We start from the raw sequence: 13,139 nt of genomic DNA, 5'->3' as shown, positions 1-13,139 counted from the left end.
CCGGTCCGCGGGCACATCGAGTCGTTCAGTGGCCGGGCCGCCGGTCTGCGCTGACCGCTCACGCAGCCATCGCTGTCCAGCGCCCCGGCCACGAACTACCGCGGGCAGGCGTGCCTGTCAGTCACGCCGTCCGTCCTGACGCGGGTTGGTCATCGTCAGGGAACGTAGATGAAGAACGGGATGTTTTCTTCGGCCAAGCAGTCCAGCAGTTTCTGTGTCGGCCCGAGAGAGTATACGTAGTCGTTGTCGTAGCGGGACCACTTCTTTCTCGGCACGAAATGCCAGAAGACGTCTGAGATCCGGTCCGTTCCGACTCCTCCGTCCCGCTTGAGTTTTCCGTCCTGGTGGCACTGCTTGAGAGCGTCCTCCTCAAAGTAGGGAGTCCCGAACTTCATCTCGTGAATGTTGTGCGACCCGTCTGGGAGGTCCTCATAGTAGTCCGGTTTGCGGTACGAACGCGGCTTCGGATTGTCGGGGGTGTCGATATGCTTCTGGGGGCCACCCCGCTGCAGTGGTTCGCCCAACCGAGGGGGATCGGAGCCCCGCATGATGTCCCACAACCAGTCTTCGGCGGCATCCTTGTCCCTCAGGAACCCGGGGCGGAGAGCCGTCCTTCGCGCGGCCGCCACCGCCTTGTTGAGGACCTTGAGATCCGTGGTCCCGGTTTTGCCCAGGAGCAACATGAAATCATCGGTGAGGCCGAAGGCGAGGAGATTGTCGTAATCGCCCGCCAGGACCGCCTTGAGGGCCGTCTTCCGGACGACCTCGGGGATGTCGGTGTTCTTGATGAATATCTTTACGGCAGCCAACAGCCGCCTGGGATATTTCAGGACGAAGCGGACGAGCCTGGCCACGATCTCGATGGAGTCGCCGACGACCGGAACGATCCCGACGATGCTGATCCCGGCACTGACCCATTCGCCGTGGATGGCGTCGGCGATCGCGTCCCGTACATCGGTGAGAAAGCCCAGCGCCGTGCCGACGACGGGGATGAAACCGAGCCCGCCCGAACACAGGTTGCCGGCGAGCCATGCCAGGGAGTCGCGCTCCGCGAAGGAACCCGCAGCCAGCCCGAGCAGGAAGTCGGTGACGTAGGTCCACTTGCTGACCTGCTCATCGAAGATCGCAGGGTCGAGCCCCTGGTCCAGAACGTGTTCGAGTTCGTAACCGTCGGACAGCCCATCACCGTCGGTGTCCACGTGTAACGGCGAGATGTTGAGCTCGTTGTACTCTTCTCCGTCGGACAGCCCGTCACCGTCGGTGTCGACGTTCGCCGGGTTGGTCTCGACCTCGCCCTCCTCGCTGTCACCCAGGCCGTCGCCGTCGGTGTCGGCGTCGGTGGGCGCCGGCACGATCGGCGGGTTGTTGCCGGGCGTGGGCGGGGCGCGGGGCTGGTCAGGCACCAGCGGGTTGGTGCCCTTGGCGACCTCGGCGCCGTCACCGAGCCCGTCGCCGTCGGTGTCGGCCTCGGTGGGTGAGGTGCCGAGGTCTTGTTCCTGGAGGTTGGTGAGCCCGTCGCCGTCGATGTCCTCCGCGCCGTCGGCGACGGAGTCCTGGTCGGTGTCGACCGCGTTGGGTCGGGTCCAGCCAGCGAGCGCGGTGATCTCGAACTTGTCGGTCAGGCCGTCGCCGTCGGAGTCGACCAGCAGTGGGCTGGCACCGAAGATCAGCTCCACCACGTCGACCACGCCGTCGTTGTCGTGGTCTCCGGTGTAGGTGATGCCGAGCCGGGTGAGTACGTTGAAGCCGTTCGACCAGGCGTTTTCGGCCTGAATGGTCGCTGGCTCCGGGTTGGCCTTGACCAACATCTCGTCAGCCTTGGCCAGGTCAACCTTGGCCGCCTCCAAGTCCGCGAACGCCTCGGCCAGCCCCGCGGGAGCCGGCGCGGGCGGCGGGCTGGCCCGGAACGGGCCGATCGTCACCTCGGCGTCCTGGATCGCCGCGTCCGCCAGCAGCCGCACCCCCGACAAGGTCTCCACCAGCGCAACCACATGAGCCTGCTCAGCCTCACCGCTGGGCGGGCTGGCACCGGTAAGCCGGCTCTTCAGGAACGACTCCAGATGCTGGAGGTTGTCGAACACAGCCGCACCATCGCCAGCGCTCTTGAGCCGGGCACCGTCGAAATACCGGCTCGCGACATCCGCCAACACCGGGTCGATCCGGCTCTCGCCCAACCCGTCACCGACGTATGGGCGCAACGCCTGGGTAGCCTCGGTGACGTAGACCTTCGCGTCCCGGGTGTACTTCGCGGTGGGGATCTTCGCTACCTCCACCTGCCAGAGAGGTATCTCCCCTGCCGACGCCGGGGCGGCGACGAGCGCCACCTGTGCGGCGACCAGTGCCGCAACCACCGCGGCAAGCCTTGACCGCCATCGTCTTCTGTGTCTCACCGATACCTCCGTCTATACGTGACCAACCAAGATCCCGGCCAGCATATTCACAAAGGTCGCTGCCTACAGCCCTGCCGGAACTATCCATTCAAAATGGACGGCTGTGCAGGTTGGGTCGTCCACTGGCAATGATCAAGTCGGCGCCATCGACCCGGCACGACCACAGGACCCGACGCGCGTTCGATGTGACCCTTGGAGCCGGGTACCGTGCATTCGACCGCCCGTTGCGTCGCGGTGCGGCAACGACGGCGATGAGGCCAAGGCAGCCAGCGGCTCCGCCCCGGTTTCCAGGGCGCAAAGGGAAACAGCCCACATTTTGGGGCAGCACGGCGCGCGTGGCCCTGGAATACTGGCAGCCATGCAGGAAATCGCCCGACTGGCCGGGCTCTTTGCCGCCCACGGCATCTGGGGCGTCTCGGATGGAGCGACACTGATCCCGCTGCTGGGCTATGAGCAGGCCAGCGGCGATCGCGGCATGGACCGGTTCGCCTTCGACGATGTCGGCGCCGGCGCACAAGCCGGCCAGGAGGCGCTACAGACGAACCAACACGACGCGATTCGCGCAGTGCTGGTGGTCGACGGGTACCTGCACCTGCCTGGTGGACGAACCGACGCGTTGATCGTCGAGGCTGTCGAATACGGGCCGGCCCGTCGGTCCTTCAAGATGGGCGTGCCCTACCGCCCGCAGCCGAGTCCCGAGGGCTTCGCCGTGCACCGGCCCAAGTTCATCGAGGTTGTTGGCATCGACAGGCAGGACTATCCCGCTTTGACCGACGCCTTCTTCGCCGGAGTTGATTCCCATGAGCGCGCGGCGCCCGTGTGGAACGCACACCTCGACCCGTCCATCTGAATTGGGCGACGACTCCTGCGACCGGACGTGGTCCCAGCTCTGCCAGTTGACCCGAGGCACTGTCATTGGATCTGAGGCACCATGGCGGGCTACGGGGGATGTCGAGCCCGCGAGCTGCGGCGCCGCCCCCAGCGACGCCCGGACCTGCCTCAGATCCAGTAGCAGTCCGGGCGCTCGGGCTGCGCCAATCGGTGCGTCACGACCACAGCCGGCACCAGTGCCCTCCAGGGGGTCTGTAAAACGAACGGCGTAACTCGGATTGTTGACGGCTACTTGCGGCCTGCGGACGGGCGTCCTTCGAAGGCGATGTCGAAGGCGTTCAGGGCTAGTTTCCAGCGCATCGTCCATCGCCGGCGGCCCTGCCCGGTGGGGTCGAGGCTCATGATCCCGAGGTAGACGCACTTGAGCGCGGCGGCCTCGTTCGGGAAGTGGCCGCGAGCGCGGACGGCGCGGCGGATGCGGGAGTTGACGCTCTCGATGGCGTTGGTGGAGAGACGACGGTGCGGATCTCGGCGTCGAAGGCCAGGAACGGCACGAACTCGGCCCAGGCCTGCTCCCACAACCGCACGATCGCCGGATACCTGCCGCCCCAGGCCTCGACGAACTCGGCGAACCGAGCTCTTCGGCGGTCCCGAAGCCGTCTGCGTCCGTGGCTCGCGCCGGGTCAGCCTGGATGTGCTCAATTGCCGATGAGCGCGCATCGGTCGCAAGTCGCGAGCAGGCGGCTGTCTTGGCGCATGCGGCGGCAGCTGCTCGACCCGGTCGGCGCCGAATCCGTCGCAGGTGCGTGGGCACCGACGCTGCGACGCGGTTCAACCGAAGGTGATCGCCTGGGCGTGTTCGGGTTCGATGAGTAGCAAGATTCGGTCGCTTCGCAATGGGTATGGCTCGCCGGCGTACATGGACACCCGACTCGACCTCACCGCGGCCTGACGGCCTTCGGCCCGAGCTCGCCGCCGGAGAACCCGCGTGAGCACCCCATTCGCGGACGACCGCACCGACCCCGACGACCAACCACCACCTGACACGGCGATCCAGGACGACGAACCGTACGTGCGGCTGCCGATCGACCCGGCCGAGCCCATGGCCTCCTGGCTTGCGATCATCTGAGCCCTACTTTGGGACTGAGGTCAGTTTCGGGAGCAGAACCTAATCGGGCAGGTCACCGTGACCGCCCGCCGCGAGTTCGCCCTGCAGCCCCTCGAACCAGCAGGCGGGACTGCCCCGGGTTCGGTTGACTCGCGGGGTTGAGTGGTTCAGGCCGCGTGTGCGGGCCTGTTGATTGTCTCAAACTCGATCGGGGTAAGCCGGCCCAGGCGTCTTTGCCGTCGGCGCCGGTGGTAGGTGCGTTCGATCCAGGTCACGATCGCCAGGCGTAGCTCGTGGCGGGTGTGCCAGCGTTGCCGGTCGAGGACGTTGCGTTGCAGTAGGGCGAAGAACGATTCCATCGCCGCGTTGTCACCGCAGGCGCCGACGCGCCCCATCGAGCCGACCAATCCGTTGCGGTGCAACGCTTTCACGAACTTTCTGGACCGGAACTGACTGCCCCTGTCGGAGTGCACGATCGTGCCGGCCGGGCTGCGCAGGCGAGCCGCGTTCGACAGCGCCGCGACGGCCAGGGACGCCTTCATCCGTGAGTCGATGGAGTAGCCGACGATCCGGCCGGAGTACACGTCCTTGATCGCACACAGGTAGAGCTTGCCCTCGCCGGTGGGGTGTTCGGTGATATCGGTCAGCCACACCCGGTTCGGCGCGTCGGCGGCGAAACGGCGTTGCACCAGGTCGTCGTGCACCGGCGGCCCGGCCCTTCTCGTGAGGCCTCTGCGTTTGGCGAACACCGACCAGATCCGCTGCTGTGAGCAGAGCCTGGCCACCCGGTTGACGCCGGCGGTGATGCCGTGGGCAGGTAGTTCATCCGCGATGAACCGGTACCCGAACGCCGGGTCGTCGGCGTGGATGTCGAGAGCGGCGTTGATCAGATAGGCGTCTTCCAGGTCCCGGCGGGCGACCGGGCTGTTCTTCCACGCGTAGTAGGCCTGCTTGCTGAAGCCCAGCACCCGGCAGGTCACCGCGACGGGGATCCCGTCCGCGGCCAGGTCACCGACCAGCGGGTACGTCATTTTGGGGCGATCTCCTTGGCGAAAAACGCCGCCGCCCTGCGCAGGATCTCGTTCTCCTGCTCCAGCAGCTTGTTGCGTCGTCGCAGCTCCCGCAGCTCCGCCGACTCAGAGCTGGTGGTGCCGGGGCGGATCCCGTCGTCGGCGTCGGCGATCTTCAACCAGCGGTGCAGGCACGACTCGGAAATCCCGAAGTCCTTCGCGATCTGGGCGATGGGCGCCTCGCCCTTGCGGGCAACCGCGACCACGTCACGGCGAAACTCCGGCGGGAACGCTTTCGGCATGGCAGACATCCTTCCAGCGAGGAACGCATCCTCACAGGTCAGGAGTCAACCGAACTGGGGGCAGTCCCGGCTCCCGGTAGCTCTGGAACCACCAGTCACGCCAAGAGCGGTCTGCCCACGCTCCTTAGCGTGACTTTTCGTTCCTCTGCTACATCAGCCCCCGGACCTGGTACGTCCACGACGCCGACGTATGGGCGCCTGGCCAGGTCCTGTTGTGGGTTGGACGGAAACCGGCGCGCTGACCAGCCGCGAAACTCAGATCATGCGTCGCAGCGCGGTCTCCACGGCATCGATCAGCGGATCACCTTCGGTCCGTGGGTGCCGTGCGAGACCGAGCTCGACGTCCGGCAGGGTGGGCAGGGCGTCCGCGTCGTGGCAGGCCATGACCGGTTCGAGGTTCGCGGGCATGAGCGCCGCGACGCCGAGCCCGGCCCGTACCGCGGCGAGCACACCGACCAGGCTGTTGCTTTCGAACGTCACCCGCCAGCGCCGATCGGCACGTTCCAGCGTTTCCAGCACTGACGTACGCCAGGAGCACGGGTTCGAGAACAGCACCACCGGCAGCGGATCGGCGGCCACGTCCACACCCTGGCCGATCGCCCAGACCAGCGGGCGGCGTACCGTCCAGCGCGGCGGCCCGGGAACGTCCGGCACCGCGTCGAGCACGAGTTGGACGCGGCCAGCGTCGTAGGCCTCCCGCATCGCGGCGGTGGAAAAGCTGAGCACCTCCAGCGTCGCGCCGGGGTGCAGCCGGGCGAGGTCGGCGAGGGCCTGCGGAAGCTGGGACGCGGCGAGGTCTTCGAGCAACCCGACGACGCAGTGGCCGGTAAGCGCGCGTCCGGTTTCGGTGAGTGCCTGTGCGGAGAGCGAGAGGATGCGTTCGGCGTACGGCAGGAGCTCCTCACCCGCCCGGGTCGGCGAGACGCCAGACGGCGACCGGTAAAGCAGCGGACGACCGACAACCCTCTCGAGCTTGCGCAACTGCTGGCTGAGCGCGGGCTGGGTATGTCCGAGCGCGGTCGCGGCGCGGCTGATGCTGCCCGCCCGCACGGCGGTGACGAACGACCGCAGCAACGCGGTCTCAAGATCTCTGGCCATAAGAATTCATTATGCCAGCTCCAACAAACTAACCACTTCCTATGACGTGACGGACGATCTAGCGTCACGCAGGTGACCAGATACCGACAGGTGCTCGCCGTGCCAGGGATGGCACCGCTGCTGGGCGTTTCGCTGCTCGCCCGGGCCGCGATCACGGCTGACGTGATGGCGCTGACGATGTATGTCGTGCTGGGTCTGGACATGAGCTACGCGGCAGCGGGTGGCGTCGCGGCGGCTCTGACCGCCGGGGTGGCGCTGGGCGGGCCGCTGCTTGGCCGCATGATCGACTGGCGGGGCCTGCGTACCGTGCTGCTGGTCACTGTCGTACTGCAGGTCGTGTTCTGGCTGAGCGTGCCGATCCTGCCGTACGGGATCCTGCTGGGCGCCGCCTTCGCGGCGGGCCTGCTGATGGTGCCGGCCCAGCCGGTGACCAGGCAGGCGATCGCCGCGATGACGACGGCGGGACAGCGCCGGGCCGCGTTCGCGCTGGAATCGGTGCACGGCGAGCTGTCGTACATAGTGGGCCCGGCGGTAGTGATCCTGTGTGCGGCGAAGATGTCCCCCGGTGTGGTGGCGTGGGGGGTCGGCGCCGCGATCGTGGCTGGCGGAGCCGGGATCGCCTTGCTCAACCCGCCGCTGCGTGCCGAGGACGAGGCGGATCCCGGCGCGGCCGGACGGCCCCCGCGCCGGGAGTGGCTGGGCGCCGGCATGATTGCCGTACTCACGATGGCGTTCGGTACCACGACGCTGCTCAGCGGCGTCGACCTCGCCATCGTCGCCACGCTCGAAGAAGCAGGTCAGGTGTCCTGGGCCGCCGTGGTCATAGCCGTGTTCGGCGTGGCCTCCGTCGCCGGCGGGCTGATTTATGGCGCGCTGCCCCGGCCGCTGCCCACGTGGCTGCTGCTCGGCTTGCTCGGGCTCGTGACGATTCCCGCCGGACTTGCCCACGACTGGCCCTGGTTGTGCGTGGCCGTTGTCGGCGCCGGGCTTCTCACCGCGCCGACCCTTTCCACGGTGGCCGACGCGGTGAGCCGGCTAGCGCCGGCCAGCGTGCGGGGTGAGGCGACAGGTCTGCAATCCTCGGCGCAGAGCGCGGGTTTCGCGCTCGGATCCCCGATCGTCGGGGTGGCGATCGACGTCTCCGTGCCAGCGGGCGGCTTCGCGGCGGCCGGGCTGGCCGGCCTCGCCGCCGCGCTGACTGGATGCCTGCTGTCCCGCCGTTCGCCCGCCCGAACGCGGTCTCCGCTCAGCGATCTCGGCCGCGCCGGGGCACCGGACCTTGACGCGCCGGGGCACCGGACCTTGAGCCGTACGGGGCCGGCGCCCGGCCTGGCACATGAGGTAGGGGCCCGTGCCTACGGCCGCCGGTAGCTCCCTCAGCCCGGTCTGCCCGCCGGTGCGCACTCGCGCTATCGGCACTACCGGCACAGCACGCGGCGGTACTCCAGCCGATCAGTGGCGTATCCGCCTACTCCAGGTCGGTCTCAGAGTTGGGGTCTTCGGGCCATCCCTACTCGACCGCCTCGTTCCAAATCTCCTGGTGGATCATCTCGAACCGATCCGGCGCGGTAGGGTTCCTACCTTGCGGCTGGCCGGAGCTTCGGGAGTCCTGTTGCCGTGCCCATAATCGGGTGTGAATGGTTCACACCGCAACAAGCTGATCGCTGCGACACGCGCTCTTCTGCCGCTGTCCGCGCGTCGGCCCCGCCCGGCGCAGTGCGCTGTCGTGCCGAGAACAGTGGAGTCGTCACAGTTGGTAGGCGACGTCCGTGCCACCCGATGGACAGGTGCGCCATGGCGCAGCGGCTGCCCGGTGTGCCGGACACCCGGCCGGACCGGCGGATGGCGTGGAAGGGCCGATCGAGAGTCGAGTTCCCGGATTTCGGGTCTACCGGGTCCACCCCCGCGTTGCCAGCGGCTGGTGGTTGTACGTGAGCTCCGGTTGCTGGGCTGCGACGCAGGAACACGGCCATGGGCTGGAGTTCTTTCTGGCGGCACCGCGTGATGACTGGCAAAACCTGGAAAGCATGACCATGAACGCCTACTACCACTGCGGTCCGGCTAGCCAGCGGCTCGACGTCGGACACACGGTGCCGATCGGCCGTCCTTGGCGGGACGACTCGAGATGCGATCACTACCTGGTGACTCTGCCGTACCCCTTCGGACCGGATTTCGAGATATGCGAATGGGGAACCGGCGCTCATGCCCGGATCCTGTGGCTGCTGCCGATCACCAAGGCCGAGAAGGACTTCCGGCGCACCAGTGGCCTGGAAGCCTTGGAGAGCCTGCTCGAGGAACACACGATCAACCCGGTAGACCCCGGACGAGCCTCGGTGGTCTGACAGAGGCCGACGCGGCCTCATGAACGCCCTCACCGGTGCCACTAGGCCCTCCCCGCAAGGCTGCGGATAGCTGGCAGTAGAGGTGTGCCAGCACGCGGATGGCTCCGTGCATTGCTCCACGACGGCGTCGGACTTGCCGTCCAGCCCGACGAGATCGAGTGGGCTAATTTGCCGCTGGTCGGTCGTTCGCTGGCGTGACGGTGGAACACGTCCGACTTTGCCGATGAGCGTGCATCGGAGTTTCCCGTTCGGTGGCTGAACGGGCGGTGGAACGCCGCGGGCTGGGGCTACTTGCTGCCGCCTTCGATGAGGACGCCGAGGCCGTCGAGGACCCGTCGAAGTCCGAATTCGTAGGCGTGAGTAGGGCTGTAGGCGCTACGGTGAGCCGCGCCTGCGGCGGCGCCGACTCGCGCGGCGGTGGGGTACTTGGTCTCGTCGAAGACGTGCGCCAGGAAGGGTGCGTTCACGGCCCACCACTGCTCATCACTCATGGCGCTGTCTCGCTGGATTGAGGCGACTTCCGCGGCCGAGCGTGCGGAGGCTTGGACGAAGCTCAGCAGGTAGGTGAGGGCGGCGTCCATTTCCACGTCGTCGAGCCCGAGACCCGCGAAGGCCGTCAGTTCGTGCTCGTACTTGGCCATGAGGCCAGGTCCCAGCGGTGGGCGGCTGGTGGAGATCGTGGCCGCCCAACGGTGCCGCTCGTACAAGTCGCGGTTCTCTTGGGCGACCGCTTCGACCCGTATCCGCCACGGCTTGTTGGACAGGTCCGTACGTGCCATTTGGACGTAGACCGTGTCGAGCATCAGGTCGAGCAACTCGGCCTTGCCTGGAACGTAGGTGTAAAGCGACATTGGCGCGACACCGACCGCTTGGGCGACTCGGCGCATCGTCACAGCCTGCACACCTTCGGCGTCTGCCAGCTCGATGGCCGCCGCGACAACCCGATCCACGGTGAGGCCCTGACGGGGGCCTCGCTGGGTGCCCTTGGCGTTGGGATCACGCCAAAGAAGCTCCAGCGTGCGTGCTGGGTCACCGCCGCTGCTCCCGTCGCTCCCCATAGGACCATCCCTTCGAGTCTTTCTCGTACGACGTACACCGTACAATGTACAAAGATCCAGCGCTCGCATCCATCCTCGACCCGGAGGGCCTCGTGAAGATCACCTCATCGGCCGTGTCGCTCAACGTCGAAGACGTCGCCGCGTCCAGCAAGTTCCTGACCACCCACTTCGGGTTCCGGGAGGAGATGGCTGCTGACGGCTTCGCCTCCCTCGCCCGCGACGACGCCGGGATGAACATCATCTTCCTGCGGCGGGGACTGACGTCGCTGCCGGAGGACCAGCGCAATTACCACGCCACCGGACTGATCCTCGCCTTCGTCGTCGACGACCTCGAAGGTGAGCTGGCCCGTCTGCAGGCCGAGGGCGTCCCCATCACCATGCCGCTGACCGTCGAGGAGTGGGGAGAGCGTGCCTTCCAGGTAAGAGACCCCAACGGCGTCATCATCCAGCTCGTCGACTGGAACGCGCCTACCGGCGACTGACTGATTGCTGGTGCGGCGGCAGCCCCGCCGCACCAGCCGTTCCGCCAGAGAACCATCCTCGGGATGCCGCCGACGCCACTCGGCGAGTCCGGCCGGCAGCGCCCCGGGTCCGTCCCGAAGACTCGGCCCATCACGTGCCCGATCACGGCGGGCTAAACGGACACGTGGCCGAGGCTACCGGCCCAGCCTCTCACGACCGGCGCCTGCCCTAACCACCACCAGCAGCAGACGGCACCCTGATCGCTGCCGTCTAACGGCTGAAGCCACGGAGGTGCGAGATGACATCAGCGTTTGACAAGCTGGTCGAGCTGGTACGCCCTCCGGCCGAACCGGCAGGGGACGTCGATTGGACGGGAGTCGAGACGTCGATCGGCGTTCGCTTGCCCACCGACTACAAGCTCCTCGTCGAGACCTACGGGCACGGTCAGTTCGACAGGTTCCTCACCGTCTACCAGCCCGTGACTCCTTTCTTGACGATCGAGTTGTCGTTCCAGGCGCGCCGAAAGGCAGAGATCCTCGCCCAGCTGCGTGCCGGGGGCCGGGAACACATCCCGTTCGGAGAGGGCACGCTGCTACCGGTCGCCGGCACCGACAACGGCGACACCGTGTACTGGGTGCTCCATAGCCCGGACGATCCAGCCTCGTGGACCATCACGGCCAACGAGGCACGTGACACGAGATGGCCGGAGTTCACCGGCGGCATCACCGATTTTCTTTACGCGGTTCTGTCCCGGCAGGTTAGGTTCCCGATCTTCCCGAAGGACTTCCCGAGTTCCCGGACCCCGAGGTTCAGGCCAATGGGGGCACCAGACCCCAGAAGGGTGGCCATCCCCCGAGCGCAAGGCCTTTACCGGGATCTATAAGCGTGCTGCCGCCATCTTCCTGCCGCGATACCTCCGGCGCACTCAACTGCCGCGACCCGCGCGTGCTCGCCGACCGAGGCGATCACGCTCGGTAGCTAGCCTCTGAGTCGAGCGGGCATCCTGAACTGCCGAGATGAGTGCGCCTGATCTCGCGGGCCACGGCGTCATGCACGGTCATCCCGACAGAAACGCGCAGTCTGACTGGGCATTTCTGTCGGATGACCATGGACGCAACGGCCGCCGGCCGAGGTCGCCATGTCAGTCGTCGGGCTCCACGGTGAACCACCAGTCACCGCTGACGTGGACCTGCAGCCTGACGCCGAGTCTTGTCTCTTCCTGCACCTCTTCTGGGGCGTCGGCCGGGGTGCCGGGAACGTAGGAGTAGTACCAGTTCCACCTCCAGGAGTCGTCGCGGAGGTGGAACGACGTGCCGGGGCCCCAGCCGCCCTTCTCGATCCGGTACACATTCACGCCAGAGTGCTCGATCGCGTCGGATACCCGGGGGAACGCAGCCTCGCTCTCGGTGTCGAACGGCAGCCCGGGGTCGTCGGGATTCGCGCAACCCGAGGCGCGGTCCAGGAACGCTCCGTGCGACCAGGTGAACACGCGGCACGCCGGACGACCCCACGCCCCTCCATCGTCGATGTACCGGGTGAGCCCCAAGTCCTCGGCCACCGGCAGAACCTGAAGCTCCAGGTCCGCGACGTCGTCAAGCAGCCTTTGGCGCGGGTACACGGGCGGCTCACCCTGATTCGGGAGCGAATTGATGTCGTGCCCGCCAGGCATGGCGAACGTGCCGAAGCCGGGCAGCTCGATCGGGCCGACCGCCGTGAGTCCGACGACCGCGGCCACGACCGCGGCCACGCTGCCAAGCGCCCGCCGGCCCCGGCTGCGGCGCAGCGCTCGTCGCGCGGCGGCGAGCGTACGCCCGGCGTCGGGACCGGCATCCGGGTAGCCCGGGGCGCCGGCCCGCAGGCGGGCGACGACGTCGTCATCGTGTAGCTGGACGCTCATCACAGATCCCCTTCCGCGAAGATCTCGCGCAGCCGCGCGATGCCCCGCGCGTGGTGGGACTTGACCGTGCCGACCGAGATCTCCAGTTCGCGAGCAACCTCGGTCTCGGTGAGGTCGAGCAGGTGTCGCAGCACCACGACCCGCCGCTGCGCGAGCGGCAGCCGGGCCAGAGCCTGCACCACGGCGTTACGGGCGACGACGGCGCCCGCGTGGTCGGGCCCGGCCTGATCGGGGAGGGCGACCGGGTCGACGACGACCTCCCGACGCGTGCGCCGCCACCCATCGACCCGCAGGTTGACCAGCACACGACGCGCGTACGCCCGCGGGTCGCCGTCGCGCGCCACGCGCCAGGAGCGATAGGTGCGCTCGTAGGTGGCCTGGACCAACTCCTCCGCCCGGACCGGGTCACCACACAGCAGCACAGCAGTGCGTAGCAGGTAGCGACCGGACGCGCGCACGAACTCGAGGAACTCCTGGTCACGCATGCCCACTGCCCCAACCCGGAGGCGAACGGCCTCCAGCTCGCCAACCACCGTGGGCACCACAGAAGCGGGGCCCACGGCAGATGGTTCGCTGCCCATGCTCACACTAATCACCACGCAGCAGCATTACCGAACGTTGTCAACGGGCTGAGAAAAGTC

General features: G+C 67.4%; 12 protein-coding genes and 1 pseudogene. 6 read left to right on the top strand and 7 right to left on the bottom strand.

Annotation, left to right across the window (positions count from 1 at the left end; all coding sequences use genetic code 11):
• Nucleotides 1-155 precede the first annotated feature (155 nt).
• Nucleotides 156-2,351 (bottom strand): hypothetical protein, encoded by a 2,196-nt coding sequence (locus EV384_RS22530; RefSeq protein WP_130336308.1) that lies wholly within the window; start codon nt 2,349-2,351, stop codon nt 156-158.
• Nucleotides 2,352-2,748: 397 nt separating this feature from the next.
• Between EV384_RS22530 and EV384_RS22525 the strand changes: the two genes are divergently transcribed.
• A complete protein-coding gene (locus tag EV384_RS22525) occupies nt 2,749-3,240 on the top strand; it encodes a hypothetical protein (protein WP_130336306.1) in 492 nt (163 codons plus the stop codon).
• 269 nt (nt 3,241-3,509) lie between these two features.
• Here EV384_RS22525 and EV384_RS22520 read toward each other — a convergent pair.
• Nucleotides 3,510-3,841 (bottom strand): annotated as a pseudogene (locus EV384_RS22520) (transposase); the annotation flags it as partial.
• A 368-nt stretch (nt 3,842-4,209) separates the two neighbouring features.
• Between EV384_RS22520 and EV384_RS34985 the strand changes: the two are divergent.
• Complete coding sequence (locus EV384_RS34985; RefSeq protein ID WP_165440023.1) at nt 4,210-4,350, top strand: hypothetical protein; 141 nt, start codon at nt 4,210-4,212, stop codon at nt 4,348-4,350.
• A gap of 146 nt (nt 4,351-4,496) precedes the next feature.
• Here the strand turns inward: EV384_RS34985 and EV384_RS22515 are convergent.
• A protein-coding gene (locus EV384_RS22515) for an IS3 family transposase (RefSeq protein WP_130334711.1) occupies nt 4,497-5,641 on the bottom strand; the annotation gives its coding sequence in 2 pieces (ribosomal slippage) (nt 4,497-5,371 and nt 5,371-5,641; 1,146 coding nt in all).
• A 255-nt stretch (nt 5,642-5,896) separates the two neighbouring features.
• The gene (locus EV384_RS22510; protein ID WP_130336304.1) at nt 5,897-6,739 is read right to left on the bottom strand and encodes a LysR family transcriptional regulator; all 843 of its coding nucleotides are present in this window, start codon (nt 6,737-6,739) and stop codon (nt 5,897-5,899) included.
• A gap of 108 nt (nt 6,740-6,847) precedes the next feature.
• Between EV384_RS22510 and EV384_RS22505 the strand changes: the two genes are divergently transcribed.
• Together EV384_RS22505 and EV384_RS22500 are read left to right on the top strand one after the other, a co-directional pair.
• Nucleotides 6,848-8,110: an MFS transporter gene (locus tag EV384_RS22505; protein ID WP_130336302.1), complete on the top strand. Its 1,263-nt coding sequence runs from the start codon at nt 6,848-6,850 to the stop codon at nt 8,108-8,110.
• A 476-nt stretch (nt 8,111-8,586) separates the two neighbouring features.
• Nucleotides 8,587-9,081 (top strand): suppressor of fused domain protein, encoded by a 495-nt coding sequence (locus tag EV384_RS22500; RefSeq protein ID WP_165440022.1) that lies wholly within the window; start codon nt 8,587-8,589, stop codon nt 9,079-9,081.
• 287 nt (nt 9,082-9,368) lie between these two features.
• Here the strand turns inward: EV384_RS22500 and EV384_RS22495 are convergent, their stop codons facing one another.
• Nucleotides 9,369-10,139 (bottom strand): TetR/AcrR family transcriptional regulator, encoded by a 771-nt coding sequence (locus tag EV384_RS22495; protein WP_130336298.1) that lies wholly within the window; start codon nt 10,137-10,139, stop codon nt 9,369-9,371.
• Nucleotides 10,140-10,231: 92 nt separating this feature from the next.
• Between EV384_RS22495 and EV384_RS22490 the strand changes: the two genes are divergently transcribed.
• Nucleotides 10,232-10,621 carry a VOC family protein gene (locus EV384_RS22490; RefSeq protein ID WP_130336296.1) on the top strand — a complete coding sequence of 130 codons (390 nt, stop codon included), beginning with the start codon at nt 10,232-10,234 and terminating at the stop codon, nt 10,619-10,621.
• Between the two features lie 278 nt (nt 10,622-10,899).
• Nucleotides 10,900-11,484 carry an SMI1/KNR4 family protein gene (locus EV384_RS22485; RefSeq protein ID WP_130336294.1) on the top strand — a complete coding sequence of 195 codons (585 nt, stop codon included), beginning with the start codon at nt 10,900-10,902 and terminating at the stop codon, nt 11,482-11,484.
• A 258-nt stretch (nt 11,485-11,742) separates the two neighbouring features.
• Here EV384_RS22485 and EV384_RS22480 read toward each other — a convergent pair whose 3' ends face one another.
• Together EV384_RS22480 and EV384_RS22475 are read right to left on the bottom strand one after the other, a co-directional pair.
• Complete coding sequence (locus EV384_RS22480) at nt 11,743-12,498, bottom strand: hypothetical protein (RefSeq protein ID WP_165440021.1); 756 nt, start codon at nt 12,496-12,498, stop codon at nt 11,743-11,745.
• A complete protein-coding gene (locus EV384_RS22475) occupies nt 12,498-12,983 on the bottom strand; it encodes a SigE family RNA polymerase sigma factor (protein WP_130336290.1) in 486 nt (161 codons plus the stop codon). The genes EV384_RS22480 and EV384_RS22475 overlap by 1 nt, the downstream gene beginning before the upstream one ends.
• Nucleotides 12,984-13,139: the final 156 nt, after the last annotated feature.

The sequence above is a fragment of the Micromonospora kangleipakensis genome (genome assembly GCF_004217615.1).
Taxonomy (GTDB): domain Bacteria; phylum Actinomycetota; class Actinomycetes; order Mycobacteriales; family Micromonosporaceae; genus Micromonospora; species Micromonospora kangleipakensis.
The sequence above is the reverse complement of the archived record's forward strand: the minus strand, read 5'-3'. Positions and strand labels throughout refer to the sequence as shown.